Annotated in this window: 22 protein-coding genes and 1 riboswitch; of the genes, 6 read left to right on the top strand and 16 right to left on the bottom strand. The window is 58.0% G+C overall.

Annotated features, from left to right (window positions below; translation table 11 throughout):
- The 4 genes from moaD to moaA form a co-directional block, all read right to left on the bottom strand.
- Window positions 1-246, bottom strand: a complete 246-nt coding sequence (gene moaD / locus AC2FAK_RS15115) for a molybdopterin synthase sulfur carrier subunit (protein ID WP_013097491.1) — start codon at window positions 244-246, stop codon at window positions 1-3.
- Window positions 239-724, bottom strand: coding sequence for a cyclic pyranopterin monophosphate synthase MoaC (gene moaC, locus AC2FAK_RS15110; protein ID WP_020684982.1), 486 nt, complete (start codon window positions 722-724; stop codon window positions 239-241). The genes moaD and moaC overlap by 8 nt, the downstream gene beginning before the upstream one ends.
- Before the next feature lie 3 nt (window positions 725-727).
- Window positions 728-1,240, bottom strand: coding sequence for a molybdenum cofactor biosynthesis protein B (gene moaB, locus AC2FAK_RS15105; protein WP_013097493.1), 513 nt, complete (start codon window positions 1,238-1,240; stop codon window positions 728-730).
- Between the two features lie 24 nt (window positions 1,241-1,264).
- Window positions 1,265-2,254, bottom strand: a complete 990-nt coding sequence (gene moaA, locus AC2FAK_RS15100) for a GTP 3',8-cyclase MoaA (RefSeq protein WP_058680904.1) — start codon at window positions 2,252-2,254, stop codon at window positions 1,265-1,267.
- A riboswitch (molybdenum cofactor riboswitch) is annotated at window positions 2,242-2,376 on the bottom strand. Its footprint overlaps the gene before it by 13 nt.
- 226 nt (window positions 2,377-2,602) lie before the next feature.
- Here moaA and yvcK point away from each other — a divergent pair.
- Window positions 2,603-3,511, top strand: coding sequence for a uridine diphosphate-N-acetylglucosamine-binding protein YvcK (yvcK, locus tag AC2FAK_RS15095; RefSeq protein ID WP_013097495.1), 909 nt, complete (start codon window positions 2,603-2,605; stop codon window positions 3,509-3,511).
- 74 nt (window positions 3,512-3,585) lie between these two features.
- Here yvcK and uvrB read toward each other — a convergent pair whose 3' ends face one another.
- Window positions 3,586-5,601, bottom strand: a complete 2,016-nt coding sequence (gene uvrB / locus AC2FAK_RS15090) for an excinuclease ABC subunit UvrB (RefSeq protein WP_013097496.1) — start codon at window positions 5,599-5,601, stop codon at window positions 3,586-3,588.
- A gap of 751 nt (window positions 5,602-6,352) precedes the next feature.
- Between uvrB and AC2FAK_RS15085 the strand changes: the two genes are divergently transcribed.
- Window positions 6,353-7,075 carry an ABC transporter ATP-binding protein gene (locus AC2FAK_RS15085; protein ID WP_013097498.1) on the top strand — a complete coding sequence of 241 codons (723 nt, stop codon included), beginning with the start codon at window positions 6,353-6,355 and terminating at the stop codon, window positions 7,073-7,075.
- Here the strand turns inward: AC2FAK_RS15085 and bioD are convergent.
- From bioD to bioB, 4 genes are read right to left on the bottom strand one after another with little or no spacing between them, the layout of a single operon-like run.
- A complete protein-coding gene (bioD, locus tag AC2FAK_RS15080) occupies window positions 7,038-7,739 on the bottom strand; it encodes a dethiobiotin synthase (protein WP_072203627.1) in 702 nt (233 codons plus the stop codon). The genes AC2FAK_RS15085 and bioD overlap by 38 nt on opposite strands.
- Entirely contained in the window at window positions 7,732-8,487 is a 756-nt protein-coding gene (gene bioC, locus AC2FAK_RS15075; protein ID WP_058680906.1) for a malonyl-ACP O-methyltransferase BioC, read from the bottom strand. Before bioC ends, bioD begins: the two co-directional genes overlap by 8 nt.
- Window positions 8,471-9,628 carry an 8-amino-7-oxononanoate synthase gene (bioF, locus tag AC2FAK_RS15070; RefSeq protein ID WP_058680907.1) on the bottom strand — a complete coding sequence of 386 codons (1,158 nt, stop codon included), beginning with the start codon at window positions 9,626-9,628 and terminating at the stop codon, window positions 8,471-8,473. The genes bioC and bioF overlap by 17 nt, the downstream gene beginning before the upstream one ends.
- Complete coding sequence (bioB, locus tag AC2FAK_RS15065; RefSeq protein ID WP_014831141.1) at window positions 9,625-10,665, bottom strand: biotin synthase BioB; 1,041 nt, start codon at window positions 10,663-10,665, stop codon at window positions 9,625-9,627. The genes bioF and bioB overlap by 4 nt, the downstream gene beginning before the upstream one ends.
- Window positions 10,666-10,733: 68 nt before the next feature.
- Here bioB and bioA point away from each other — a divergent pair, with 68 nt between their 5' ends.
- Together bioA and AC2FAK_RS15055 are read left to right on the top strand one after the other, a co-directional pair.
- The gene (bioA, locus tag AC2FAK_RS15060) at window positions 10,734-12,041 is read left to right on the top strand and encodes an adenosylmethionine--8-amino-7-oxononanoate transaminase (RefSeq protein WP_095454615.1); all 1,308 of its coding nucleotides are present in this window, start codon (window positions 10,734-10,736) and stop codon (window positions 12,039-12,041) included.
- 48 nt (window positions 12,042-12,089) lie between these two features.
- Window positions 12,090-12,566: a kinase inhibitor gene (locus tag AC2FAK_RS15055; protein ID WP_013097504.1), complete on the top strand. Its 477-nt coding sequence runs from the start codon at window positions 12,090-12,092 to the stop codon at window positions 12,564-12,566.
- Window positions 12,567-12,671: 105 nt separating this feature from the next.
- Here the strand turns inward: AC2FAK_RS15055 and hutH are convergent, their stop codons facing one another.
- From hutH to hutI, 5 genes are all read right to left on the bottom strand, one after another.
- Window positions 12,672-14,192 carry a histidine ammonia-lyase gene (gene hutH, locus AC2FAK_RS15050; protein ID WP_058680579.1) on the bottom strand — a complete coding sequence of 507 codons (1,521 nt, stop codon included), beginning with the start codon at window positions 14,190-14,192 and terminating at the stop codon, window positions 12,672-12,674.
- Entirely contained in the window at window positions 14,189-15,877 is a 1,689-nt protein-coding gene (gene hutU, locus AC2FAK_RS15045; protein ID WP_013097506.1) for a urocanate hydratase, read from the bottom strand. Before hutU ends, hutH begins: the two co-directional genes overlap by 4 nt.
- Window positions 15,878-16,004: 127 nt before the next feature.
- Window positions 16,005-16,739 (bottom strand): histidine utilization repressor, encoded by a 735-nt coding sequence (locus AC2FAK_RS15040; RefSeq protein WP_013097507.1) that lies wholly within the window; start codon window positions 16,737-16,739, stop codon window positions 16,005-16,007.
- 19 nt (window positions 16,740-16,758) lie between these two features.
- Complete coding sequence (gene hutG / locus AC2FAK_RS15035) at window positions 16,759-17,694, bottom strand: formimidoylglutamase (protein ID WP_029882492.1); 936 nt, start codon at window positions 17,692-17,694, stop codon at window positions 16,759-16,761.
- Entirely contained in the window at window positions 17,691-18,911 is a 1,221-nt protein-coding gene (gene hutI / locus AC2FAK_RS15030; protein ID WP_095454616.1) for an imidazolonepropionase, read from the bottom strand. Before hutI ends, hutG begins: the two co-directional genes overlap by 4 nt.
- A gap of 224 nt (window positions 18,912-19,135) precedes the next feature.
- Here hutI and AC2FAK_RS15025 point away from each other — a divergent pair, with 224 nt between their 5' ends.
- Window positions 19,136-20,419: a putative acyl-CoA thioester hydrolase gene (locus AC2FAK_RS15025; RefSeq protein WP_095454617.1), complete on the top strand. Its 1,284-nt coding sequence runs from the start codon at window positions 19,136-19,138 to the stop codon at window positions 20,417-20,419.
- A gap of 107 nt (window positions 20,420-20,526) precedes the next feature.
- On the opposite strand, the gene pgl is transcribed toward AC2FAK_RS15025, so the two are convergent.
- Window positions 20,527-21,522 carry a 6-phosphogluconolactonase gene (pgl, locus tag AC2FAK_RS15020; protein ID WP_095454618.1) on the bottom strand — a complete coding sequence of 332 codons (996 nt, stop codon included), beginning with the start codon at window positions 21,520-21,522 and terminating at the stop codon, window positions 20,527-20,529.
- Window positions 21,523-21,662: 140 nt separating this feature from the next.
- On the opposite strand from pgl, the gene AC2FAK_RS15015 reads away from it, so the two are divergent.
- The gene (locus AC2FAK_RS15015; protein ID WP_014831131.1) at window positions 21,663-22,481 is read left to right on the top strand and encodes a pyridoxal phosphatase; all 819 of its coding nucleotides are present in this window, start codon (window positions 21,663-21,665) and stop codon (window positions 22,479-22,481) included.
- Here AC2FAK_RS15015 and modC read toward each other — a convergent pair whose 3' ends face one another.
- Window positions 22,482-23,540, bottom strand: a complete 1,059-nt coding sequence (modC, locus tag AC2FAK_RS15010) for a molybdenum ABC transporter ATP-binding protein ModC (protein ID WP_014831130.1) — start codon at window positions 23,538-23,540, stop codon at window positions 22,482-22,484.
- Between the last annotated feature and the right edge of the window lie 2 nt (window positions 23,541-23,542).

The raw sequence follows: 23,542 nt of genomic DNA, 5'->3' as shown, positions 1-23,542 counted from the left end.
TTAACCCCCCGTCACCGGTGGGAAGAAGGCCACTTCATCACCTGCCGCCAGCGGATGGGTAAACTCCACCAGCGTCTGGTTGACGGCGGCCAGCAGCTTCCCTTCATCCAGCGCCAGCGCCCAGCGGTCGCTTTGCGCCGCCAGATGCGCACGCAGTGCGGCAACGTCTTTAAACGTCGCTTCCAGCGTCAGGCTGTCGGTATTCACCAGTTCACGCACCTGGGCAAAAAAGAGCACCTTAATCATGGCTGTCCACCTTAAAATCACCGGATTTGCCGCCGCTTTTCGCCAGCAGACGAACCGGGCCAATCACCATATCTTTCTGCACCGCTTTGCACATATCGTAGATAGTCAGCGCGGCAACGGACGCCGCCGTCAGCGCTTCCATCTCCACGCCCGTTTTACCGGTTAAACGACACAGCGATTCGATGCGCACGCGGTTGTGCTCTGGCTGGGCCTGAAGATTGACCTCCACCTTGCTGAGCATCAGCGGGTGGCAGAGCGGAATTAAGTCCCAGGTGCGTTTCGCCGCCTGGATCCCGGCGATGCGGGCAGTGGCAAAGACATCACCCTTATGGTGGCTGCCGTCGATAATCATCGCCAGGGTGCCTGGCAGCATGGTAACGAACGCTTCGGCACGCGCCTCGCGGACCGTTTCGGCCTTGGCGGAAACGTCCACCATATGCGCTTCGCCAGCGGCGTTAATGTGGGTCAGTTGCGACATAGCTTATTTCTTTAAATGGGGATGAAAATTACACGGACGGGTACGGGCATCCAGCTGCGGGGCGATAATGTTGTCCCACGCGGTGCGGCAGGCTTTGGTCGAGCCCGGCATGGCGAATATCAGGGTGTTGTTCGCCATGCCCGCCACCGCACGTGACTGCAGCGTCGAGGTACCTATCTCTTCAAACGACAGCATGCGGAACACTTCGCCGAAGCCTTCTACCTCGCGGTCAAACAGCGGGATAAGCGCCTCTGGCGCCTGGTCGCCTGCGGTAAAACCGGTGCCGCCGGTGATCAACACCACCTGCACCTCATCGCTGGCAATCCACTGGGAGACCTGCGCGCGTATGGCATAGCGGTTCTCTTTGACGATCGCTTTATCAACGATCTTATGCCCGGCGTCATGGGCGGCTTCGCGCAGCCAGTGGCCGGAGGTGTCATCCTCTTCGCCACGACGGTCGGAAACGGTAAGGATGGCAATACGTGTCGGGATAAATTCCGCGCTGACCTGACTCATCTTCTGGTTCCTTCTTAAGCCTGATTACCCGCCAATGTATGACAGGTTCTGAGTAATGCCGGTGTTGCCCTGATGCAGGAAGTGGGTCTGTTTTTTATGCGTCAGCGCCTCAGAAATACGCGCTTCCAGCGCGGCCTGTTGCGCATCGTCTTCCAGCAGATCGCGAAGGTTGACGCCGCCATCCCCGAACAGACACAGATGCAGTTTGCCCACCGAGGAGACGCGCAGGCGGTTACAGCTGGCGCAGAAATCTTTCTCGTAAGGCATGATAAGTCCAATCTCCCCTTCGTAATCCGGGTGACAAAAGACCTGCGCCGGGCCGTCGCTGCGCTGGCGGATCTGGTGGATCCAGCCGCGTTTAAGCAGCTCATCGCGCAACACCATGCCGGAGATATGGTGGCGGCGGAACAGCTCGCTGCCCTCGCCCGTCTCCATGAGTTCAATAAACCGCAGTTGAATGGGGCGGGATTTGATCCACGCCAGGAAGGTGTCCAGCTGATGATGGTTTACATCACGCATCAGCACGGTGTTGACTTTGACCTTATCGAACCCGGCGGTAAACGCAGCATCAATACCGTCCATCACCTGCTGGAATTTATCCTGGCCGGTAATGGCATGAAACTGACGGGCATCCAGGCTGTCCACGCTGACGTTAATGGCCGTTAAGCCCGCATCACGCCAGGTTGCGACATCGCGCGCCATGCGGTAGCCATTGGTGGTCACCGCAATCTGACGGATGCGTTCGTTTTCACGCACGGCGGCAATAATGTCGGGGAAGTCACGGCGCAGCGAAGGTTCTCCGCCGGTCAGACGCACTTTTTCCGTGCCGAGTGCCGAGAACGCGCGCGTAACGCGGCGAACTTCATCCACGGAGAGAAAGCCGTTATTGGTGACGCTGCCCGGTTTGTAGCCGTCGGGCAGACAGTAGGTGCAACGGAAGTTGCACACATCGGTAATCGACAGACGTAAGTAGTAAAACTTACGCGCGAAAGCATCAGTAAGTTGTGAAGCCATGTACACCTTTCCAGATACGGGAGGCACAGTCATTTCTTTCTGTACCCTGGTGGCATAGTTGCCACGGCCAGGGCGCCATATCTTTCGACACAGGCACCAGGGCTAGAGTGTATGTTTTCAAATTTGAAAACGTGGTTATGGCGATAGTAGCGCGTAAATCACCCTTTCGCCATTACCGCCTAACGCTATATAAACATGTATATAGCGACCTGATCGTGCATTTTTGTTACAGAATACGCCAAAACAGCAGATTCGCATTGATATACGTCATTTTGCCCTGGCTGAAGCATCGTCTTTTAGGGGTAGTTAGGTTACTGTTACGCAGATCGAACGTGATAAGGAATATGTATGCGCAATCGCACTTTTGCGGATCTTGACCGGGTGGTGGCACTAGGTGGAGGCCATGGTCTGGGCCGGGTGATGTCCTCTTTGTCATCCCTTGGCTCAAGACTGACAGGGATAGTAACAACAACGGATAACGGCGGATCGACGGGGCGGATCCGACGCGCAGAAGGCGGCATTGCCTGGGGCGATATGCGTAACTGCCTGAACCAGTTAATTACCGAACCGAGCGTCGCCTCGGCGATGTTTGAGTACCGTTTTGGCGGTAACGGGGAACTTTCCGGGCATAACCTTGGAAATTTGATGCTTAAAGCGCTGGATCACCTGAGCGTGCGCCCGCTGGAAGCGATCAATCTCATCCGCAATCTGCTCAAAGTGGATGCGTTCCTGATCCCGATGTCTGAACAACCGGTCGATTTGATGGCCATCGACGTGGAAGGCCATGAAGTGTACGGCGAAGTAAATATTGATCAGCTTACGCTGCCGCCGAAAGAGCTGATGACTTACCCGGCCGTTCCCGCCACGCGCGAAGCAGTTGAGGCCATCGCCGAGGCGGATTTGATCCTGATTGGCCCGGGCAGTTTTTACACCAGCCTGATGCCGATTTTACTGGTGAAAGAGCTGGCGCAGGCTCTGCGCAGAACGCCCGCCCCGATGGTGTACATCGGTAATTTAGGCCGCGAATTGAGTCCGGCAGCGGCCAGCCTGTCGCTGGCGGATAAACTGGAGCTGATGGAGCAGTACGTCGGTAAAAAAATCATCGACGGTGTTGTGGTCGGGCCGAAAGTGGATGTAACGGGTATTGGCGATCGCGTGGTGGTGCAGGAGCCGCTGGAGGCCAGCGATATCAAATACCGTCATGACCGTCACTTGTTGCGTGACGCGCTGGAGAAGGCGATTCAGGAGTTGGGTTAGGCTCGTTTTGTGCGGCCTGATGCCCTCATCCTGGCCCTCTCCCACCGGGAGAGGGCGAAAACACGCTGCTTTACCTAAGATGCGGCGATGAAAAGATCCCGCAGCTGATGCAGCTGGTCGCGAATTTGCGCTGCCTCTTCGAACTCCAGGTTCTGGGCGTGCTGCATCATCTGCGCTTCCAGCTCGTGGATTTTCTGCTGCAGCGCTTTCGGCGTCAGCGCGACGGTATCTTCCTCCACCACGGAACGCGCCTTGCCGCGTCCTTTCGCTTTGGTCTTCGCAATGTTCTGACCCAGCGCCAGAATATCCACCACCTTCTTGTTCAGACCCTGCGGCGTAATGCCATGCTCTTCGTTGTAGCGCTGCTGTTTCTCGCGACGGCGTTCCGTTTCGCCAATCGCTTTCGCCATCGACGGGGTGATTTTATCGCCGTAGAGAATCGCTTTACCGTTGACGTTACGCGCGGCGCGGCCAATGGTCTGGATCAGCGAGCGCTCAGAACGCAGGAAGCCCTCTTTGTCAGCGTCGAGGATTGCCACCAGCGAGACTTCCGGCATATCCAGACCCTCTCGCAACAGGTTGATCCCCACCAGCACGTCAAACTCGCCCAGACGCAGGTCGCGGATAATTTCCATACGCTCCACGGTATCGATATCCGAGTGCAGATAACGCACCTTCTCGCCGTGTTCTTCCAGATATTCGGTCAGGTCTTCCGCCATACGTTTGGTCAACGTGGTGACCAGCACGCGCTCGTTGATTGCCGAACGGGCGCGGATCTCGGAGAGCAGATCGTCCACCTGAGTCGCAACCGGACGGACTTCGATCACCGGATCCAGCAGCCCTGTCGGACGAACCACCTGGTCAACCACCTCATCGCCCGATTTCTCCAGCTCGTAGTTGCCCGGCGTCGCCGAAACGTAAATGGTTTGCGGTGCCAGCGCTTCAAACTCTTCAAACTTCATCGGACGGTTGTCCAGCGCCGACGGCAGGCGGAAGCCGTATTCCACCAGCGTCTCTTTACGCGCGCGGTCACCGCGATACATCCCGCCGATCTGCGGGATCGTGACGTGGGATTCGTCGATCACCAGTAACCCGTCCGCCGGAAGGTAGTCAAACAACGTCGGCGGCGGCTCGCCCGGCCCACGGCCAGAGAGGAAACGGGAGTAGTTTTCGATGCCGGAGCAGTAGCCCAGCTCGTTCATCATCTCCAGATCGAACTGGGTACGCTGGCTCAGGCGTTGCTCTTCCAGCAGCTTATTGTTCGCCAGCAACACCTTACGGCGTTCCGCCAGCTCCTCTTTGATCTCTTCCATCGCCTGCACAATACGCTCGCGTGGCGTTACGTAGTGCGTTTTCGGGTAGATGGTGTAACGCTGAATAACGGACTCGACGTGGCCGGTGAGCGGGTCGAACAGCGACAGGCGTTCCACCTCTTCGTCAAACAGCTCAACGCGCAGGGCAATGTCGTCCGATTCCGCCGGGAAGATGTCGATAACCTCGCCGCGTACGCGGAACGTACCGCGCTGGAACGCCTGGTCGTTACGGGTGTACTGCAACTCCGCCAGTCGGCGCAAAATCGCACGCTGATCGATGATCATCCCCTGCGTCAGGTGCAGCATCATCTTGAGGTAAAGATCCGGGTCGCCCAGACCGTAGATGGCAGACACCGACGCGACCACCACCACATCACGACGTTCCAGCAGCGCCTTCGTCGCCGAGAGACGCATCTGCTCAATGTGTTCGTTCACCGAGGCATCTTTCTCGATGAAGGTGTCAGAGCTCGGCACATAGGCTTCTGGCTGGTAGTAATCGTAATACGAGACGAAATACTCGACGGCATTCTCCGGGAAGAACTCTTTCATCTCGCCATACAGCTGCGCCGCCAGCGTTTTGTTGGGCGCCAGCACCATGGTGGGGCGTTGCAGATCCGCAATGACGTTGGCGATGGTGAAGGTTTTACCCGAACCGGTCACCCCCAGCAGCGTCTGGTGTGCCAGCCCATCTTCCAGCCCCTCTTCAAGACGACGGATCGCCTCAGGCTGGTCGCCAGAAGGACGGAAAGCAGAATTCAGTTTGAACGGTTTACTCATCGGCGACAACCTGGTGATGTAAAAAGCGGCAGGTGAGTAATTTTACTCGTTGTGGCCAGGAATGCCAGTAAAAAACACTGGATGTAAAACCAGTAGCGTGTCACGATATTTAGCATAGCACCCGAAGGATTAGCGTATTCCCGGTCAAAATTTCGACTGAGACGACATAAAACACCAGCCCTACCCGGTTATCCCCAGAACATTTTCATTTTTAACATTTGTCAAGCCAGGTAATGGTAGTTTTATGGCAACCGGTGACACTTTTATGACGGCAATTGATTTTATCTAACCAGTTAAATCTTAAAGGATATTTTCCAGAGCCGCGTTTCGCGTCAATTTGGGCGTAACCCGCGTCTTCTCTCGCTTATCGCGTGTTTTCTAACTCTAATGCACATGGTTATCCACAGGAATAGTGGATAACTGCGTCCAGCCCATACAGACTGCCGCTCAGCAAATTCCCGGTTTTTCCCACGAGGCGGTGACAAAAAATTTTTATCGCTAATTTTTGCCAATCAACCGTTGCGTTATACATAACCAACCAATGAGATCTTGCTCACAATTCAGCCATTTCAGTCCCTGCACCACCGCTAACAGTTCTGGCACTGAGACAGTGCAATCCGCTTATCGATCGGTCGTTTTGCGACGGCATTATCCTAAAAAAGTCTCTTTTTTAATCAGTTCAACGGTTCTGGCAGGAGATTTGCAGCTTCATTAACGAGCCTCACCCACATACATTTTTAAGGAGAGAAAGATGTTGAGTCTGCGTGCAGTCAATCAGTTTTACGGAAACCAACATACGCTATGGAATGTCGATTTGGATTTACCGCAGGGCTTATGCACAGGGGTGATTGGCCTGCCCGGCATGGGAAAAACCACCCTCATCAACTGCATCACCGGCGCGTTACCGGTGCAGAGCGGAACCATCGTCTGGCACGAAGCCGGTGCCCCACCCTGTGATTTACTGCGTCAGGCACCGGATCAACGCGCGCTGCCGGGGATTGGCTACGTGCCACAGGACCGACGGATTTTTTCGCAACTGACCATTGAGGAAAACTTGCACATCGCCATGCGGGCGACAGGGGCAACGGACACACGCGCAAAAAGCGATGTCTATGACCTGTTCCCGCAGCTGTGGGCGCTGCGACAGATTCGGGCGAACGGGCTCTCCCCGGACGATCAGTATCAGCTGGCGCTGGCTAACGCGCTGGTCAACCGACCGCGGGTATTGATTCTGGATGAGCCACTGCAGGGCGCAGGGTACAGCTTTGCTCAGAAGCTGGGCCATCTGCTGGCGAGGCTTAATCGTGAGCTGGGGATGACGGTGTTATTAGCCGAGCAGCAACTGTCGTTTATCCGCCGGGTAGTGGATCGCTTCTGTATGTTGTATCGCGGGCGTAACGTGGCCCAGGGCCACGTTACCGAGCTGGATGACGAGCTTATTGCCCACTGGATGTCGCGGGAAGCAAGGCACTGAGGTCGAGGTAATGTCCGGTGTCGGCGTGCTCAGCACCGTCCGCAAGCCATGGGATCTCCCCAAGGAACGGCGCAGGAAGCACTCGCCTGAGCGTGGCCAGATACTCCTGATGACGCTTACCGGGTGCGACCACGTCGTTGGCTATCCAGCCCGCCAGACGCAGCCCGGCCTGCTGAACGGCCTGTGCCGTTAACATGGCGTGGTTGATACAGCCGAGCTTCACCCCGACCACGAGGATCACCGGAAGCTGCTCGCGCTGGACCCAGTCCGCAAACGTCAGTTCGTCCGACAGCGGCGTAAACCAGCCCCCTGCGCCTTCCACCAGTACCCAGTTAGCCTGGCGTTCCAGTGCGCGCAGGCCGTCCGAGAGCACGGAAAACGCGATGGGGCGGCCTTCGTCGGCGCTGATAATGTGCGGCGACGTCGGCTCGGCAAAGGTATAAGGATTCACCGCCGCATAGTCCAGCGGCAGCGTGCTGTTACGCTGCAGCGCCAGCGCGTCGGTGTTGCGTAACCCCTGTGCCGTCATCTCACTTCCGGAGGCGACGGGCTTGTACCCGGCGGTGGTTTTGCCCTGCAGACGAGCCGCCTGCAACAGCGCGGAACTGGCCACCGTTTTACCCACTTCGGTATCCGTTCCAGTGACAAAATAACGTTCAGTCACGTTCGATAATCCCATGAAAGAGTTGATAAGAGAGCGGGAAAGTGCCCCGCCGCTGCGGCCAGGCCAGCTCCAGGCGCTGCAACTGCCCGCGCGTGAGCGGTTTTCTCTCGCGCCCGGCATGCAGATGCGTAGCGCCAATGCCCTTCAGCGAGCGCATGGCGCTGAACGCATCGCTAAAGTTCAGCGTGATGGTCTGCACCTGGCTTTGATAGCGCCAGCCCGTCAGCGCGTCCGTCACCTGGTCATACGCTAAAAAGCGGTTGGCGTGCGGCTGTTCGTCTACCGCTTTCCATGCCTGATTCAGCTCGGGCAGCGAGCTTTCCAGCAGGGTGGTAAAGGCCACCTTTCCGCCCGGACGCGCCACGCGATACAGCTCGTTTAACGCCTGCGAAAGGCTACTGCACCACTGTACCGCCAGGTGACTCCACACCAGATCGAACTGCGCATCCGGCAGCGGAAGCGACTCAATATCGCCAGTCAGATAGCGGTCAGCCGCCTGTTGCTGTCGCGCCTCGTCCAGCATCTGCTCAGAGAGATCGAGTGCGGTGACGTGGCTTCCGGCGTCGCGCCAGTAGCGGCTGTTGCCGCCGGGGCCGCATCCGGCATCCAGTACGTACGGGAAACGACGCGCACCGAGTAGCTCAAGCAGCCCCTGAGCGCTCTGACGCTGAAGCTCATCATGCTGAGAATAACTGCGTGCAGCACGGCCAAACGCCGCCGCAATGGCCTGTTTATTGACTGGCGACATGGAGAGCCTCCAGCAGCGCATCGATATCTTCTGCTTTGTGCGCCGCCGTCAGCGTCAAACGCAGACGCGCCGTACCCGGCGGCACGGTGGGCGGACGGATGGCCGTGACCCACATTCCCCGTTCGCGCAGCGTCTGTGCCAGCGCGAGCGCACGGTTGTTTTCCCCCACGATAACGGGCTGGATGGCGCTCTGCGAATCGGTGCTTTGGAAAGGAAGCCGATCCAGACCCTGACGGAAACGCTGAATATGTTCTGCCAGACGCGCGCGCCGTTCAGCCCCCTCTTCAACGCGGATCACCTCCAGCGAGGCAGAGAGCGCCACCGCCTGCGCAGGCGGCATACTGGTGCTGTAAATCAGATGTCGGGCGAACTGCAGCAGATAATCGGCGACGGACTCGCTGCACAGCACGGCGGCCCCGCTCACGCCAACGCCTTTGCCAAAGGTGACGATCAGCAGTTCCGGCTTCACGCCCTGCTGACTGGCGCTACCGCGACCGTCCTCACCCATCACGCCAATACCGTGGGCATCATCCACCAGCAGCCAGGCGTTTTGCTGTTTCGCAACGTCAGACAGCGCACGAAGCGGCGCGCTGTCGCCATCCATGCTAAAGACCCCTTCCGTCACCACCAGCTGTTGTCCGGCACAGGGTTTATCCAGCAGCGTGGCGAGCGAAAGCGCATCGTTGTGGGCAAAGCGCCGCAGCTGTGCCGGGCTGAGACTCGCCGCCTCCAGCAAAGAGGCGTGGCTTAAACGGTCCGCGGTGATACGATCGTCCTTGCCCATCAGCGCGGCAATCACCGCCTGATTGGCGGCAAAGCCGGAGATGAACAGCAGCGCGCGCGGATAGCCCAGCCAGTCGGCAAGCGTCTCTTCCAGCCCCTGATGCGCTGTTGTATAGCCGCTGACGTGCCCCGAACCGCCGCTGCCCACGCCGTAGTGTTCCGCTCCCTGCTGCCAGGCGCGGACAATCGCCGGATGCTGGCTCAGGCCGAGATAATCATTGCTGGAAAAATTACAGTACTGCCGCCGGGCGTGGGTCAGAAAACGGCCTGCACCGTTTTCCACTACCCTGCGAACGCGAAAAGCATCCCGCGCCCGGCGCTCTTCCAGCGCGGATTGAATACGAGCCTGCCAGGTCATACGGATGCCGCGTTGTAGAACTGTTCGGTATCGGCGTTGAAAATCTGCTGCTCCAGCTGCTGCTGTTGCTCGTTATCTCCCGCCAGCACCTCGGTCTGATGCGGGTTCAGCCCCAGCTTGCGGAACAGCTGGACGTCTTTGTCCTCTTCCGGGTTCGGCGTGGTCAGCAGCTTGCAGCCGTAGAAGATGGAGTTAGCGCCAGCCATAAAGCACATCGCCTGCGTCTGCTCGTTCATCTGTTCGCGACCGGCAGAAAGGCGGACGTATGAGGTTGGCATCATGATGCGCGCGACCGCGATGGTGCGGATAAAATCAAACGCATCGACATCCTCGTTATCCGCCAGCGGCGTGCCTTTGACCTTCACCAGCATGTTGATTGGCACGCTTTCCGGCGGGGTCGGCAGGTTCGCCAGTTGCAGCAGCAGACCTGCGCGATCTTTCACCGTTTCGCCCAGCCCCACAATCCCGCCCGAGCACACTTTGATGCCCGCTTCGCGCACTTTGTCCAGCGTATCCAGACGCTCCTGATAGGTACGGGTGGTGATGATGTTGCCGTAAAACTCTGGTGAGGTGTCAAGGTTGTGGTTGTAATAATCCAGCCCTGCAGCAGACAGGCGCTGCGCCTGCTCTTCGTTCAGCGTGCCGAGGGTCATACAGGCTTCCAGCCCCATCTCTTTGACCCCTTTCACCATCTGCTCCAGATACGGCATGTCACGATCGTGTGGGTTTTTCCATGCCGCCCCCATGCAGAAACGGGTAGAGCCCGCGTTTTTCGCCTTACGCGCGGAGTCGAGCACCTGCTCCACTTCCATCAGACGTTCGGATTCCAGCCCGGTTTTATAGCGCGCGCTCTGCGGGCAATATTTGCAATCTTCCGGGCAGGCACCGGTCTTGATCGACAGCAGCGTACTGACCTGAACATGGCGCGGATCGAAGTGCTGACGATGCACCTGTTGGGCTTCGAACATCAGCTCCAGGAAAGGTTTATTGAATAATTCAGTGACTTGCGACATCGTCCAGCGTGCGTGGTGAGCCATGGGGCTTCTCCAAAGGGTTTTGTTAATTTTCGGTTCGGTTTATACTCGTAAACCTAAAACTTTTCAAAATGGTTTACAAGTCGATTATGACCCAGGACGATCTCGCCTTCGACCAGCAGCATATCTGGCACCCTTACACCTCCATGACCCGCCCGCTTCCGGTCTACCCGGTGGCCTCGGCCCACGGCTGCGAACTGCACCTTGCCAGCGGCGAGCCGCTTGTTGACGGTATGTCATCCTGGTGGGCGGCCATTCACGGGTACAACCACCCGCGTCTGAATGCCGCGATGAAAGCGCAGATTGAGCAGATGTCGCACGTGATGTTTGGCGGCATTACCCATCAACCGGCGGTTGATCTCTGCCGTCGTCTGGTGGCGATGACGCCCGATGCGCTGGAGTGCGTGTTCCTTGCCGACTCCGGCTCGGTGGCGGTGGAAGTGGCGATGAAAATGGCGCTGCAGTACTGGCATGCCAGGGGGGAATCCCGTCAGCGATTCCTGACCTTCCGCAACGGCTACCACGGCGATACCTTTGGCGCGATGTCGGTGTGCGATCCGGATAACTCCATGCACAGCCTGTGGAAGGGGTACCTGCCGGAAAACCTGTTTGCCCCGGCCCCGCAGAGCCGTTTTGACGGCGAGTGGAATGAAATGGACATGGTCGGCTTTGCGCGGCTGATGGCTGCCCACCGTCATGAGATTGCCGCCGTGATCCTCGAACCGATTGTTCAGGGTGCTGGTGGGATGCGCATGTACCATCCCGAGTGGTTAAAACGCATTCGTAAAATGTGTGACCGCGAGGGCATCCTGCTGATTGCCGATGAGATCGCCACCGGATTTGGCCGCACGGGTAAGCTGTTTGCCTGCGAACATGCGGATATCACACCGGATATCCTGTGCCTGGGGAAAGCGCTGACCGGCGGCACCATGACGCTCTCCGCCACCCTCACTACCCGCCAGGTGGCCGACACCATCAGCGATGGCGAAGCGGGCTGCTTTATGCATGGCCCGACCTTTATGGGCAATCCGCTGGCCTGCGCGGTGGCAAACGAAAGTCTCGCGATCCTGCAAAACGGCGAGTGGCAAACGCAGGTTGCGGCGATTGAGGCGCAGCTGAAAGAAGAGCTCAGTGCCGCCTCGGGGGCGAATTTCGTGGCGGACGTGCGCGTGCTGGGTGCCATCGGCGTGATTGAGACCACCCATCCGGTGAATATGGCGGCATTGCAGCGCTTCTTTGTAGAGCGGGGGGGCTGGGTGCGGCCTTTCGGCAAACTTATCTACCTGATGCCACCGTATATCATCACGGCTGAACAGCTACGCACGTTAACCGCCGCGGTGGTTGAAGCCGTTAACATTCCGGCGCATTTCACGATTTGACCCTATGCGTTACACTTCCTGAACGAGTGAATAACGAGGGCAAACCGTATGAAAATCATCAGTAAAGATCTGCGTGACGGCGAAAAACTGCCTGAACGCCACGTCTTCAACGGGATGGGGTATCAGGGAGATAATATCTCTCCGCACCTGGCATGGGACGATGTGCCAGCGGGCACCAAAAGCTTTGTGGTCACCTGCTACGACCCGGATGCGCCAACCGGCTCCGGCTGGTGGCACTGGGTTGTGGCCAACCTGCCCGCCGATACGCGCGTTCTGCCGCAGGGTTCCGGCTCCGACCTGGTCGCCCTGCCGGAAGGCGCCATTCAGACGCGCACCGATTTTGGGAAAGCCGGTTACGGTGGCGCGGCGCCGCCAAAAGGGGAAACGCACCGCTATATCTTCACGGTTCACGCGCTGGATGTAGAGAAGATTGAGGTCGACGAAGGGGCGAGCGGCGCGATGGTAGGGTTTAATGTGCATTTCCATTCGCTGGAGAGCGCGTCGATTACGGCGATGTATTCGTAATTGTGCGGGGTGATGCCCTCACCCCGGCCCTCTCCCACAGGGAGAGGGAGAAAACCTGACAATTCCCTCTCCCTGTGGGAGAGGGTTAGGGTGAGGGGGAAAAAATCACAACACCGGCGGCAGCAACCCCACCAGACGCCCCTCTTCCAGAAGCTGCATCGCCTTATCAATATCCGGCGCAAAGAAGCGGTCATCATCGTAATGCGATACGTGCTCACGCAGCACATGGCGTGCCTGTTCCAGCAGCGGGCTGGACTTCAGCCCTTCACGCAGATCGATCCCCTGACACGCCGCCAGCCATTCCACTGCCAGCACGCCACGGGTATTGGCGGCCATCTCCCACAGACGACGTCCGGCTGCCGGAGCCATTGAGACGTGGTCTTCCTGGTTGGCAGAGGTTGGCAGGCTGTCCACGCTGTGCGGATGCGACAGCGCTTTGTTTTCGCTCGCCAGCGCTGCGGCCGTCACCTGGGCAATCATAAAGCCTGAATTCACCCCGCCGTTGCGCACCAGGAACGGTGGCAGCTGGGACATATGCTTATCCATCATCAGCGCAATGCGCCGCTCGGACAAGGCGCCCACTTCGGCAATCGCCAGCGCGATGTTATCCGCCGCCATCGCCACGGGCTCGGCGTGGAAGTTACCACCGGAGACCACCTCGTTTTCCTGGGCGAACACCAGCGGGTTATCGGACACCGCGTTGGCTTCCACCAGCAGCACTTCTGCGGCCTGGCGCAGCTGCGTCAGACACGCGCCCATCACCTGCGGCTGACAGCGCAGCGAGTACGGATCCTGTACCTTGTCACAGTTATGGTGCGAATCAGCAATCTCACTGGTCTCCGTCAGCAGATGGCGATACATTGCGGCAGCGTCAATTTGTCCGCGCTGGCCTCGTACATCATGAATACGCGCGTCAAACGGACGACGCGAGCCCAGCACCGCCTCCGTGGTCAGCGCACCGCACACCACGGCCGAGGCGAACAGATCTTCGGCTTCAAACAGACCGCGCAGCGCAAAGGCCGTGGAGGCCTGCGTGCCGTTAAGCAGCGCCAGCCCCTCTTTTGCCGCAAGGGTGATTGGCGCTAATCCGGCCTTTTTCAGCGCCTCTTTTGCCGGGAGCCACTCTCCCTGCCAGCGCGCCTGACCTTCCCCCAACAACAGCAGCGACATATGCGCCAGCGGGGCGAGATCGCCGGAGGCGCCAACAGAGCCTTTGGCGGGGATCCACGGATAGACTTCCGCGTTCACCAGCGCCATCAGGGCCTGGATCACGCTCAGACGAATGCCGGAAAAGCCGCGCGCCAGACTGTTAATTTTGAGCACCATCATCAGACGGACAATCTCGTCGTCCAGCGGCTGGCCAACGCCTGCGGCATGGGAAAGCACCAGCGAACGCTGGAGATTTTCCAGATCGTGCGTGGCAATGCGCGTCTGCGCCAGCAGACCGAAACCGGTGTTGATACCGTAGGCGGTACGCCCCTCGGCAATAATGGCTTCAACGCAGGCCACGCTGTCGTTAATGGCGGCATGGGCGCTTTCATCCAGCGAGAGCGTGACCGGCTGACGCCAGACGTGACGCAGCTGTTTGAGCGTGAGCGAGCCGGGAGTGAGTGTTAACGCGTTCATTCATGCTTTCCTTGTGTGGCAGGGATCATCGGCAGGTTAAGTCCCTGCTCTGTGGCACATTCAATAGCAATCTCGTATCCCGCATCTGCGTGACGCATCACGCCGGTTGCCGGGTCGTTGTGCAGCACGCGTGCGATACGCGCGGCGGCTTCATCCGTTCCGTCACAGACGATAACCATCCCGGAATGCTGGGAGAAGCCCATCCCCACGCCGCCACCGTGGTGCAGCGATACCCAGGTCGCGCCGCTGGCGGTGTTGAGTAAGGCATTCAGCAGCGGCCAGTCGGAGACCGCATCTGAGCCGTCGCGCATGGCTTCGGTTTCGCGGTTCGGGCTGGCGACGGAGCCAGAATCCAGATGGTCGCGACCAATCACAATCGGGGCTGACACTTCGCCGCTGCGCACCATTTCGTTAAAAGCCAGACCCAGCTTTTGCCGCCACGCCAGCCCGACCCAGCAGATACGCGCCGGCAAGCCCTGGAAGTTAATGCGCTCGCGGGCCATATCCAGCCAGTGGTGCAGGTGTTCATCGTCCGCGACAATTTCCTTCACTTTGGCATCGGTTTTGTAGATATCTTCCGGGTCGCCGGACAGGGCCACCCAGCGGAACGGACCGATACCGCGACAGAACAGCGGACGAATATAGGCAGGGACAAATCCCGGGAAATCAAAGGCGTTGCTGACGCCCATCTCTTTTGCCATCTGGCGGATGTTGTTGCCGTAATCGAAGGTCGGAATGCCCATCTCGCTGAATGCCAGCATGGCGGAGACATGTTCTGCCATCGAACGCTTAGCGGCCAGTACCGTGCCTTCAGGATCGGTTTCTGCTTTTTGCTGGTAGGCTTCCCACGTCCAGCCTTTTGGCAGATAGCCGTGCAACGGATCGTGGGCGCTGGTCTGGTCGGTAACGAGGTCAGGGCGAACGCCACGGGCCACGAGTTCCGGCAGGATCTCTGCCGCGTTGCCGCACAACGCTATCGATACCGCTTTGCCTTCCGCGGTGTATTTTTTGATACGCGCCAGCGCGTCATCGAGGCTGTCGGCCTGTTCGTCAACATAGCGGGTACGCAGACGGAAATCGATGCGGCTCTGCTGGCACTCAATGTTCAGCGAGCAGGCGCCAGCCAGCGTCGCGGCCAGCGGCTGTGCACCGCCCATGCCACCCAGACCCGCGGTCAGTACCCAGCGGCCTTTCAGCGAGCCGTTGTAGTGCTGACGACCGGCTTCGACGAAGGTTTCATAGGTGCCCTGCACAATCCCCTGGCTGCCAATGTAGATCCAGCTACCCGCGGTCATCTGGCCATACATCGCCAGCCCTTTGGCATCCAGTTCGTTAAAGTGTTCCCAGGTCGCCCAGTGTGGGACCAGGTTAGAGTTGGCAATCAAAACGCGCGGCGCGTTTTTGTGGGTTTTAAACACACCGACCGGCTTGCCGGATTGCACCAGCAGGGTTTCGTCGTGTTCCAGTTCGGTCAGGGCCTTAACAATGGCGTCATAGCATTCCCAGTTGCGCGCGGCGCGGCCAATGCCGCCGTACACCACCAGTTCGTGGGGGTTTTCCGCAACCTCAGGATCAAGGTTGTTCATCAACATGCGCAGTGGTGCTTCGGTGAGCCAGCTTTTGGCGGTAAGGGTGGTGCCGCGCGCGGCGCGGACATCCTGCTGACGGTATTTACCTGACGACATTGTGTGCTCCTCATACGGGACAGATGATGCATTTAGATATACTTGTATAGACAAGCACACACAAGGTCAGATTTAACAAAAAAGATACAAATTTGTTATATTGCGTTAGCTATCACGCTTTTAAAACTTATGACATAAAGTGGCCCTGCAACCGATAGCGGCTACCGGGGAACAGCAGTCTTGCATGCGACACAATCTGCGCGGATGACCAGGTGCGGCGGCGGATCAGCAGGCAGGGATCGTGCTCTTTGATACGCAGCAGCTCGCACTCCTGCGGCGTCGCGCGCACCGCTTCCACAATGTGCTCCCCTTCCGTCAGCGGTGCGACAAGCGAGAGAAAGGCATGCGGCGTGGTTTGAGTGTAATCCTGGTCCAGATAGTCCGGTATCCGTTCGGCGTTTACGCAGCGATCCTCAATCTGCACCGGCACGTCATTTTCGAAATGCACCATTACGGAATGGAAGATCCGGGTTCCCTCCTTGACGTTCAGTACCGCAGCCTGCTCGGCGCTGGCCTGCGTCTCTTCAAGCACCAGCACTTCGCAGTGGTGCTGATGGTTTCGCGACGCTATCTCGTCCGCAATGCTGCGGATTTCAAACAGCGCCGATTGTCCTTTTGGCTCCGCCACAAACGTCCCGACCCCCTGCAGACGCACCAGCAGGCCTTCGTCGGTTAGCTCGCGTAACGCCCGGTTGATGGTCATCCGGCTAAAACCAAACTGCGCCACCAGATCGGCTTCAGAGGGAATGCGGTCATGCGGCCGCCAGACGCCGGTGGCGATTTTTTCGCTGATCGTCTGCTTCACCTTTTCGTAGAAAGGCGCGGGAGAGCCGGACGGCGGCTGAGGTGAGCGTGAGAACATCGTGACTCCTTAAATGTTGTTATGCCCACCAGTGAGCAATTTGCCAGGCCAGACGGGCGGCAAGCTTCGCCCCCTGTCCGTCCCGATCGTAGTGAGGGTTAAATTCTACCAGATCGGCGGCCTGCAGTTTTCCGCTACGGCAAATGCGCTCGATCGCGGGCAGGAGATCCCGCGCAGGCACGCCTAACGCCGCGGGGGCTGACACGGCGGGCATCTCGGCTGCGGGCAGAACGTCCAGATCAATGGTGAGGTAAACACGATCGGCCTGCGCCAGCACCTGTTCCAGGGCTGATAGCGCATCCAGGTGGAAATGCAGATCGTCCACCAGCGTGGCGTTAAGCCGTTCAGCCTCGTCAAACAGCGCCTGGGTGTTCGCCGCGCGGCTGACGCCAAAACAGGCGTACTGAAATTCCCGCGCGTGGTCAGCACAGTAGTTCGCCAGCTGACGAAACGGGGTGCCGGAGGTGGCCCGTTCGGCCTTGCGCAAATCAAGATGCGCATCCAGGTTGATGACCGCCACGCGCTCATTCGGGAACGCCTCAAGAATACCACGGCCGTGGGCCCAGGCGGTCTCGTGTCCGCCGCCCAACACCAGCGTACGCATGCCAGCCTGCTGACAGGTGACCACGGCATCGCTCAGTGCCTGTTGGCCCTCTTCCAGTTGGTCATCCTCAACGTAAACCGACCCCATGTCCACCAGCCGTTCGTGGCCGGAATGCGTTGCCATGTTCGCCAGCGCCTTACGCAGCACGTCGGGAGCCTGCGCCGCACCCTGCCTGCCCTGATTACGCCTTACTCCTTCATCACAGGCAAAGCCTATCAGCGCAATCGCGGATGAAACCGGGGTAAATTGCGACGGCTGGCGTATGGTCTGAAAAATACGTTTTGCGTTGCTGGCCTCGGCGCTGTCGTCGCGCCCCTGCCAGACGGTCTTAGCAACGGGCTGCCAACTCATACTGCCTCCCCCCGGAAAATGCGTTGATACAGCGGATTGCGTCCCGGCTCGTAAACCATTTCTACCGGATGGTCTGCATCCCAGACGATAAAATCAGCCATGAAACCGGCCTTTAACTGCCCGTGCGTTGTGCCACGCCCCAGCGCCTGCGCGGCGTGCCGCGTGACGCCAGCCCAGGCCTCTTCAGGCGTCAGGCCAAACTGTACGCAGGCCATGTTCATGGCCAGATGAATGCTCGCGAACGGGCTGGTGCCGGGGTTGTAATCCGTGGCGACCGCCATCGGTACGCCCTGCGCCCGGAGCTGTTCAACCGGTGGACGCTGACGCTCCTGAAGAAAATAGAACGCGCCAGGCAGCAGTACCGCGACCGTGCCGCTTTGCGCCATGGCCTGAACACCGTCCTCATCCAGGTATTCGATATGATCGGCAGATAACCCTTTAAATCGGCTGACCAGCGCCGCACCGCCCAGGTTAGAAAGTTGCTCCACGTGCCCTTTCACCGGAATACCCCGTGCGCGGGCGGCCAGGAAAAGCCGCTCGGTTTGTGCCGGCGTGAAGCCGACGTTTTCACAAAAAACATCCACCGCTTCGAACAGGCCTTTTTGCCACAGTTCGGGCATGATCTGCTCGCACACCAGTGTGAGGTACGCGTCTGGATCGTGGCGGTATTCCGCCGGAACCGCATGTGCCGCCAGCAGGGTTGGGCTGATCTCAACCGGATTACTCAGGCTGAGCTGGCGTGCGACCTGCAGCATTTTTTCTTCAGCCGCGGCGTTAAGACCGTAGCCGGATTTGATTTCCAGGGTGGTCACCCCTTCATTCATTAACCGCTCCAGCCGCTGCTGCGCCAGTGTAAGCAAATTTTCCGGCGAACTGTCGCGGGTTGCCGAGACGGTGGCGTTAATTCCGCCCCCCTGTGCGCTGATGGTCTGATAGGAGACACCGTTGAGACGCTGCTCCCACTCCGCCGCGCGATTGCCGCCAAACACCAGGTGGGTATGGCAGTCGATAAGACCCGGCGTGACCAGGCGTCCACCGAGATCGACGCATTTATCATGCCCGGAAGGGAGGTCTGCTTCAGGAATGACGGCCAGAAGGGTTTGACCGCGCACCACAAGGGCATGATGCGCTTGCAGTCCATACGATTCTTCACCAGGAACCATTGTCGCCAGTCGCGCATTTCGCCATATCACATCGTCGGGATGAAGTTGCAGCATAAGCCTTTCACTTGTCATGGGTTGTATAGACATTTATTTTCATCTGCTGGCTGCTGTCAACCGCCTTTATGAAAATGTTATTTATTTGTGACGACTTTCCCGCCCCCTGCGGGCGAAAAATGCAACTTTTCCCCTTTTTATCTTCCCGTTTCGCTCAACTTAGTATAAAAAAGCAGGCTATTTCGTCTATCTCGTTTAAGACTTGCATACCCAGGAGCTTCACCTTGAACATTTCCAGGATTTCCCGTCTGGCGTTGGCACTCGCCTTTGGCGTGACATTATCCGCATGCAGTTCAACGCCACCGGATCAGCGACCTTCTGAGCAGGTCGCGCCAGGCACCGCGTCCCGTCCGATTTTGTCCGCTGATGAAGCGAAAAACTTCGATCGCGCGCACTACTTCTCCGCGATGGATCCAAACGCTGCGCCGTGGACGCCGTCTTCGATTAACCTGCCGAAGCAGCCAAACTTTGTTGTGGGTCCGGCAGGGGCGCAGGGCGTGACGCATACCTCTATCCAGGCTGCGGTTGACGCTGCCATCACCAAACACAGCGCATCTCGCCAGTACATCGCGATCATGCCAGGTGAATATGAAGGTACCGTTTACATTCCGGCAGCACCGGGCAGCATCACCCTTTACGGTCTGGGTGAAAAAGCCATCGACGTTAAAATTGGTCTGGCGATTGATTCCGAAATCGACAGCACCACCTGGCGTCACCTGGTCAACCCGGCGGGTAAATACATGCCGGGCAAACCGGCCTGGTATATGTTTGATAACTGCCAGAGCAAGCGTTCCGCCACCATTGGCGTGATGTGCTCTGCGGTCGTCTGGTCTCAGAACAACGGTCTGCAGTTGCAGAACCTGACCATTCAGAACACCCTGGGTGACAGCGTTGATGCGGGTAACCACCAGGCCGTGGCGCTGCGTAGCGATGGCGACAAGGTGCAGCTCAATAACGTGAACATTCTGGGTCGTCAGAACACCTTCTTCGTCACCAACAGCGGCGTACAGAACACCCTGCAGAATAACCGTCTGACCCGTACGCTGGTGACCAACAGCTACATCGAAGGTGACGTGGATCTGGTCTCCGGTCGTGGCGCGGTGGTATTTGATAACACCGATTTCCGCGTCGTGAACTCACGTACCCAGCAGGAAGGTTATGTCTTTGCGCCAGCGACACAGTCAAACCTGTTCTACGGCTTCCTCGCCGTCAACAGCCGCTTCAACGCTGCCGGTGACGGCGTGGCGCAGCTGGGTCGCTCCCTGGATGTGGATTCTGCAACCAACGGCCAGGTCGTGATCCGTGACAGCGTCATCAACGAAGGTTTCAACATGGCAAAACCATGGGGTGATGCCGCCATCTCCAAACGTCCGTTCTCCGGCAATACCGGTTCTGTGGACGATAAAGGAAACGTGCAGCGCAACCTGAACGACGCTAACTTCAACCGCATGTGGGAATACAACAACCGCGGTCTGGGTAGCAAAGTGGTTGCTGAGCCGAAGCAGTAATCTTTTTTTGCCGGGTGGCGGCTTCGCCTTACCCGGCCTGTCCGTTAATGCCGTACCACCGGGCATAAAAAAACCTCGCGTTCGCGAGGTTTTTTGTTTTAAGCCGCTTAATAAGCGTTGACCACTACCCACATTGGCCCCTGGCCTACCGCATAGCGCCCTTTCTCTTCCAGCAGGCCCTGCTCGCCTTTGATTTCATACAGCGCGATGTGGTGAGACTTCTGCCCCGCTGCAATCAGGTATTTACCGCTGTGATCGATATTAAAGCCACGCGGCTGCGTTTCCGTCGGCTGGAAGCCTTCTACTGCCAGCACGCTGCCGTCTTCCGAAACGCTAAAGATGGTGATCAGGCTGGAAGTACGGTCACAGGCGTAGAGATGGCGACCATCCGGCGTAATATGAATATCCGCCGCCCAGCGGGTGTCGGAGAAATCAGCCGGCATCATATCCAGCGTCTGCACGCACTCAATCTGGCCGTTAGGATCTTTCAGTTCCCAGACGTCCACCGAGCTGTTCAGCTCGTTCACCACGTAGGCGTACTGCTGATTCGGATGGAAGACCATATGACGTGGACCCGCGCCTTCAACGGTCGTCACTTCCGCCGGATTCTGCGCCACCAGGTGACCATCGTCGCTCAGGGTAAACAGGCAAATTCGATCCTGCTTCAGCGCCGGTACCCACAGCGTGCGGTTGTCCGGGGAGATATTCGCCGAGTGGCAACCTTCCAGCCCTTCCACCACATCCACGGTGTCGACCGGAATGCCCTCTTCCAGACGCGTCACGCTGACACAGCCCGCGTTATAGGAGCCGCTGAAAACAAAGTTGCCCTTGCGATCGGTTGAGATGTGGGTTGGGCTACCCGGCAATGGCGCTTCCGCAGTGTAAGTCAGCGCGCCGTCATCCGGAGAGATGCGGTAGGCCAGCACGCGAAACTCCGGGCGCACACCCACGTACAAGAAACGTTTATCCGGACTGATCGCCATTGGCTGTACCTGACCTGGCACATCAACAACCTGCACCAGCGTGAGGGTCCCCTCGGCATTTAAACGCCAGACGTGGATCTGCTGGCTTTCAGGACTGGCGGTATAAACGGTTTGTTTCATGAATATTCACTCCTCACTGCGCATGAAAGTAGTTAACTTTTGACGGTGAATGCTGAATTGTCGACGGGAGTTTTGACGCGTTCGCCTCTCGGTGTACCATCCCATCAGATCGTAAATTCAATATTAACCCGGAAAAACAAATGACCTCGCGTGTGATTGCTCTGGATTTAGACGGTACCTTACTGACGCCGCAAAAAACCCTTCTCCCCTCCTCCCTTGAAGCGCTTAAACGTGCGCAGGAAGTGGGATATCAACTCCTTATCGTAACGGGTCGACATCACGTTGCCATTCACCCTTTTTATCAGGCACTGGCGTTAGATACACCTGCAATTTGTTGTAATGGCACTTATTTGTATGATTATCAGGCAAAAAAGGTTTTAGAATCCGACCCGCTGCCGGTTCCCCAGGCATTGCAGTTAATTGATCTGCTGGATGAACATGCCATCCACGGCCTGATGTATGTCGATAATGCGATGGTCTATGAGCGCCCAACTGGCCACGTTATCCGCACCACCAACTGGGCTCAGTCTCTGCCAGAAGCGCAGCGTCCGGTCTTTACCCAGGTCTCCTCCCTGCGCCAGGCGGCTCAGGATGTGGAAGCTATCTGGAAATTCGCATTGACCGATGAAGACACCACCAAACTGAATACCTTCGCGAAACATGTTGAACAGACGCTGGGGCTGGAGTGTGAATGGTCCTGGCATGACCAGGTGGATATCGCCCGCAAAGGCAACAGTAAAGGCAAGCGCCTGACGCAGTTCGTGGAGTCTCAGGGATGGTCAATGCAGGATGTGATCGCCTTTGGCGATAACTACAACGACATCAGCATGCTGGAAGCCGCCGGAACGGGCGTGGCAATGGGCAATGCCGATGACGCGGTGAAAGCGCGCGCTAACGTGGTGATTGGCGATAACACCACCGACAGCATCGCGCAGTACATTTATACCCACCTGCTGTAATCAGGTGGTAATGGAGACGCTCTTGATTTGCGCGTAAAGCCACAGGCCAGGTTTGATCCCTAACTCATCCCTGGCCCACGGGCTGATCCGTGCCCAGAGCGTCCTGCTCCCCACCTCAAGCTGCACCTCTACCTGACCGTTATCATCAAAACACTCGGCGACCTTCGCGCGCAGGATATTTCGGATACTGGTCTGCAGCGGAGGCTGTAAAACCAGAGAGACATCCGACGCCTGAATACGAATACGCAGCGCCGACTGCAGAGGCTTGTCGATTTTATTCACCCACAGGTGCTGGTCGCCCAACGCCAGGGCGGTCATCGCGTAATGCGGATGGTGCTCCAGCACGCTCACCTTCAGGATGCTGCTCTGCTGCTCCCGGGGCAGCCACGGGTGCATGACGCTACTGCCCCAGACCTCTTCAAGATTGCCAAACGCCTTAACGCTGCCGTTTTCCAGCACCAGTACGTTATCCGCCAGATGCAGAATTTCATCCAGGGAGTGACTGACGTACAGCATCGGGATCTTGATTTCACGCGCCAGGCGCTGGAGATACGGCAGGAGTTCACGTTTACGCGGAATATCCAGCGAGGCCAGCGGCTCATCAAGCAGCAGGAGTTCGGGGGCGGTGAGCAACGCGCGCCCTATCGCCACCCGCTGTTTCTCACCGCCAGAGAGCGAAGAAGGCAACCGGTCAAGCAGTGGCTCAATGCCCAGCAGCGCCACCAGCTTGTCAAACTGCGCGGCCATGCTTTTGGCCATGCCGTAACGCAGATTCCCGCGCACGCTGTAGTGCGGGAATAACCGCGCATCCTGAAACACATAGCCAATACGCCGTTTATCCGGTGTCAGGTAAATGTTGTTTTCAACGTCATTCAGGACGCGATCGTTCAGCACAATGCGCCCTGCCTGAGGGCGTGTCAGGCCACCGATCGCATTAATGAGCGAGGTTTTCCCGGCGCCGGAGACCCCAAAGATGGCGGTAATACCGGTGGCGGGCAGCGTCTCGTTCAATGTAAGGGTGTGGTTTCCCAGCGTCTGGGTGAAATGGAGTTCCAGCATAA

It is taken from the genome of Enterobacter cloacae complex sp. 394F7 (assembly GCF_057320385.1).
Note: the sequence above shows the minus strand (reverse complement) of the source record. Positions and strands in the feature narration are given on the sequence as shown.

Bases quoted from the DNA above. Each gene is read 5' to 3' on its own strand.
- moaD (WP_013097491.1), bottom strand. From the start codon at position 246: ATGATTAAGGTGCTCTTTTTTGCCCAGGTGCGTGAACTGGTGAATACC.
- moaC (WP_020684982.1), bottom strand. From the start codon at position 724: ATGTCGCAACTGACCCACATTAACGCCGCTGGCGAAGCGCATATGGTG.
- moaB (WP_013097493.1), bottom strand. From the start codon at position 1,240: ATGAGTCAGGTCAGCGCGGAATTTATCCCGACACGTATTGCCATCCTT.
- moaA (WP_058680904.1), bottom strand. From the start codon at position 2,254: ATGGCTTCACAACTTACTGATGCTTTCGCGCGTAAGTTTTACTACTTA.
- yvcK (WP_013097495.1), top strand. From the start codon at position 2,603: ATGCGCAATCGCACTTTTGCGGATCTTGACCGGGTGGTGGCACTAGGT.
- uvrB (WP_013097496.1), bottom strand. From the start codon at position 5,601: ATGAGTAAACCGTTCAAACTGAATTCTGCTTTCCGTCCTTCTGGCGAC.
- AC2FAK_RS15085 (WP_013097498.1), top strand. From the start codon at position 6,353: ATGTTGAGTCTGCGTGCAGTCAATCAGTTTTACGGAAACCAACATACG.
- bioC (WP_058680906.1), bottom strand. From the start codon at position 8,487: ATGTCGCCAGTCAATAAACAGGCCATTGCGGCGGCGTTTGGCCGTGCT.
- bioF (WP_058680907.1), bottom strand. From the start codon at position 9,628: ATGACCTGGCAGGCTCGTATTCAATCCGCGCTGGAAGAGCGCCGGGCG.
- bioB (WP_014831141.1), bottom strand. From the start codon at position 10,665: ATGGCTCACCACGCACGCTGGACGATGTCGCAAGTCACTGAATTATTC.
- bioA (WP_095454615.1), top strand. From the start codon at position 10,734: ATGGTTTACAAGTCGATTATGACCCAGGACGATCTCGCCTTCGACCAG.
- AC2FAK_RS15055 (WP_013097504.1), top strand. From the start codon at position 12,090: ATGAAAATCATCAGTAAAGATCTGCGTGACGGCGAAAAACTGCCTGAA.
- hutH (WP_058680579.1), bottom strand. From the start codon at position 14,192: ATGAACGCGTTAACACTCACTCCCGGCTCGCTCACGCTCAAACAGCTG.
- hutU (WP_013097506.1), bottom strand. From the start codon at position 15,877: ATGTCGTCAGGTAAATACCGTCAGCAGGATGTCCGCGCCGCGCGCGGC.
- AC2FAK_RS15040 (WP_013097507.1), bottom strand. From the start codon at position 16,739: ATGTTCTCACGCTCACCTCAGCCGCCGTCCGGCTCTCCCGCGCCTTTC.
- hutG (WP_029882492.1), bottom strand. From the start codon at position 17,694: ATGAGTTGGCAGCCCGTTGCTAAGACCGTCTGGCAGGGGCGCGACGAC.
- hutI (WP_095454616.1), bottom strand. From the start codon at position 18,911: ATGCTGCAACTTCATCCCGACGATGTGATATGGCGAAATGCGCGACTG.
- pgl (WP_095454618.1), bottom strand. From the start codon at position 21,522: ATGAAACAAACCGTTTATACCGCCAGTCCTGAAAGCCAGCAGATCCAC.
- AC2FAK_RS15015 (WP_014831131.1), top strand. From the start codon at position 21,663: ATGACCTCGCGTGTGATTGCTCTGGATTTAGACGGTACCTTACTGACG.
- modC (WP_014831130.1), bottom strand. From the start codon at position 23,540: ATGCTGGAACTCCATTTCACCCAGACGCTGGGAAACCACACCCTTACA.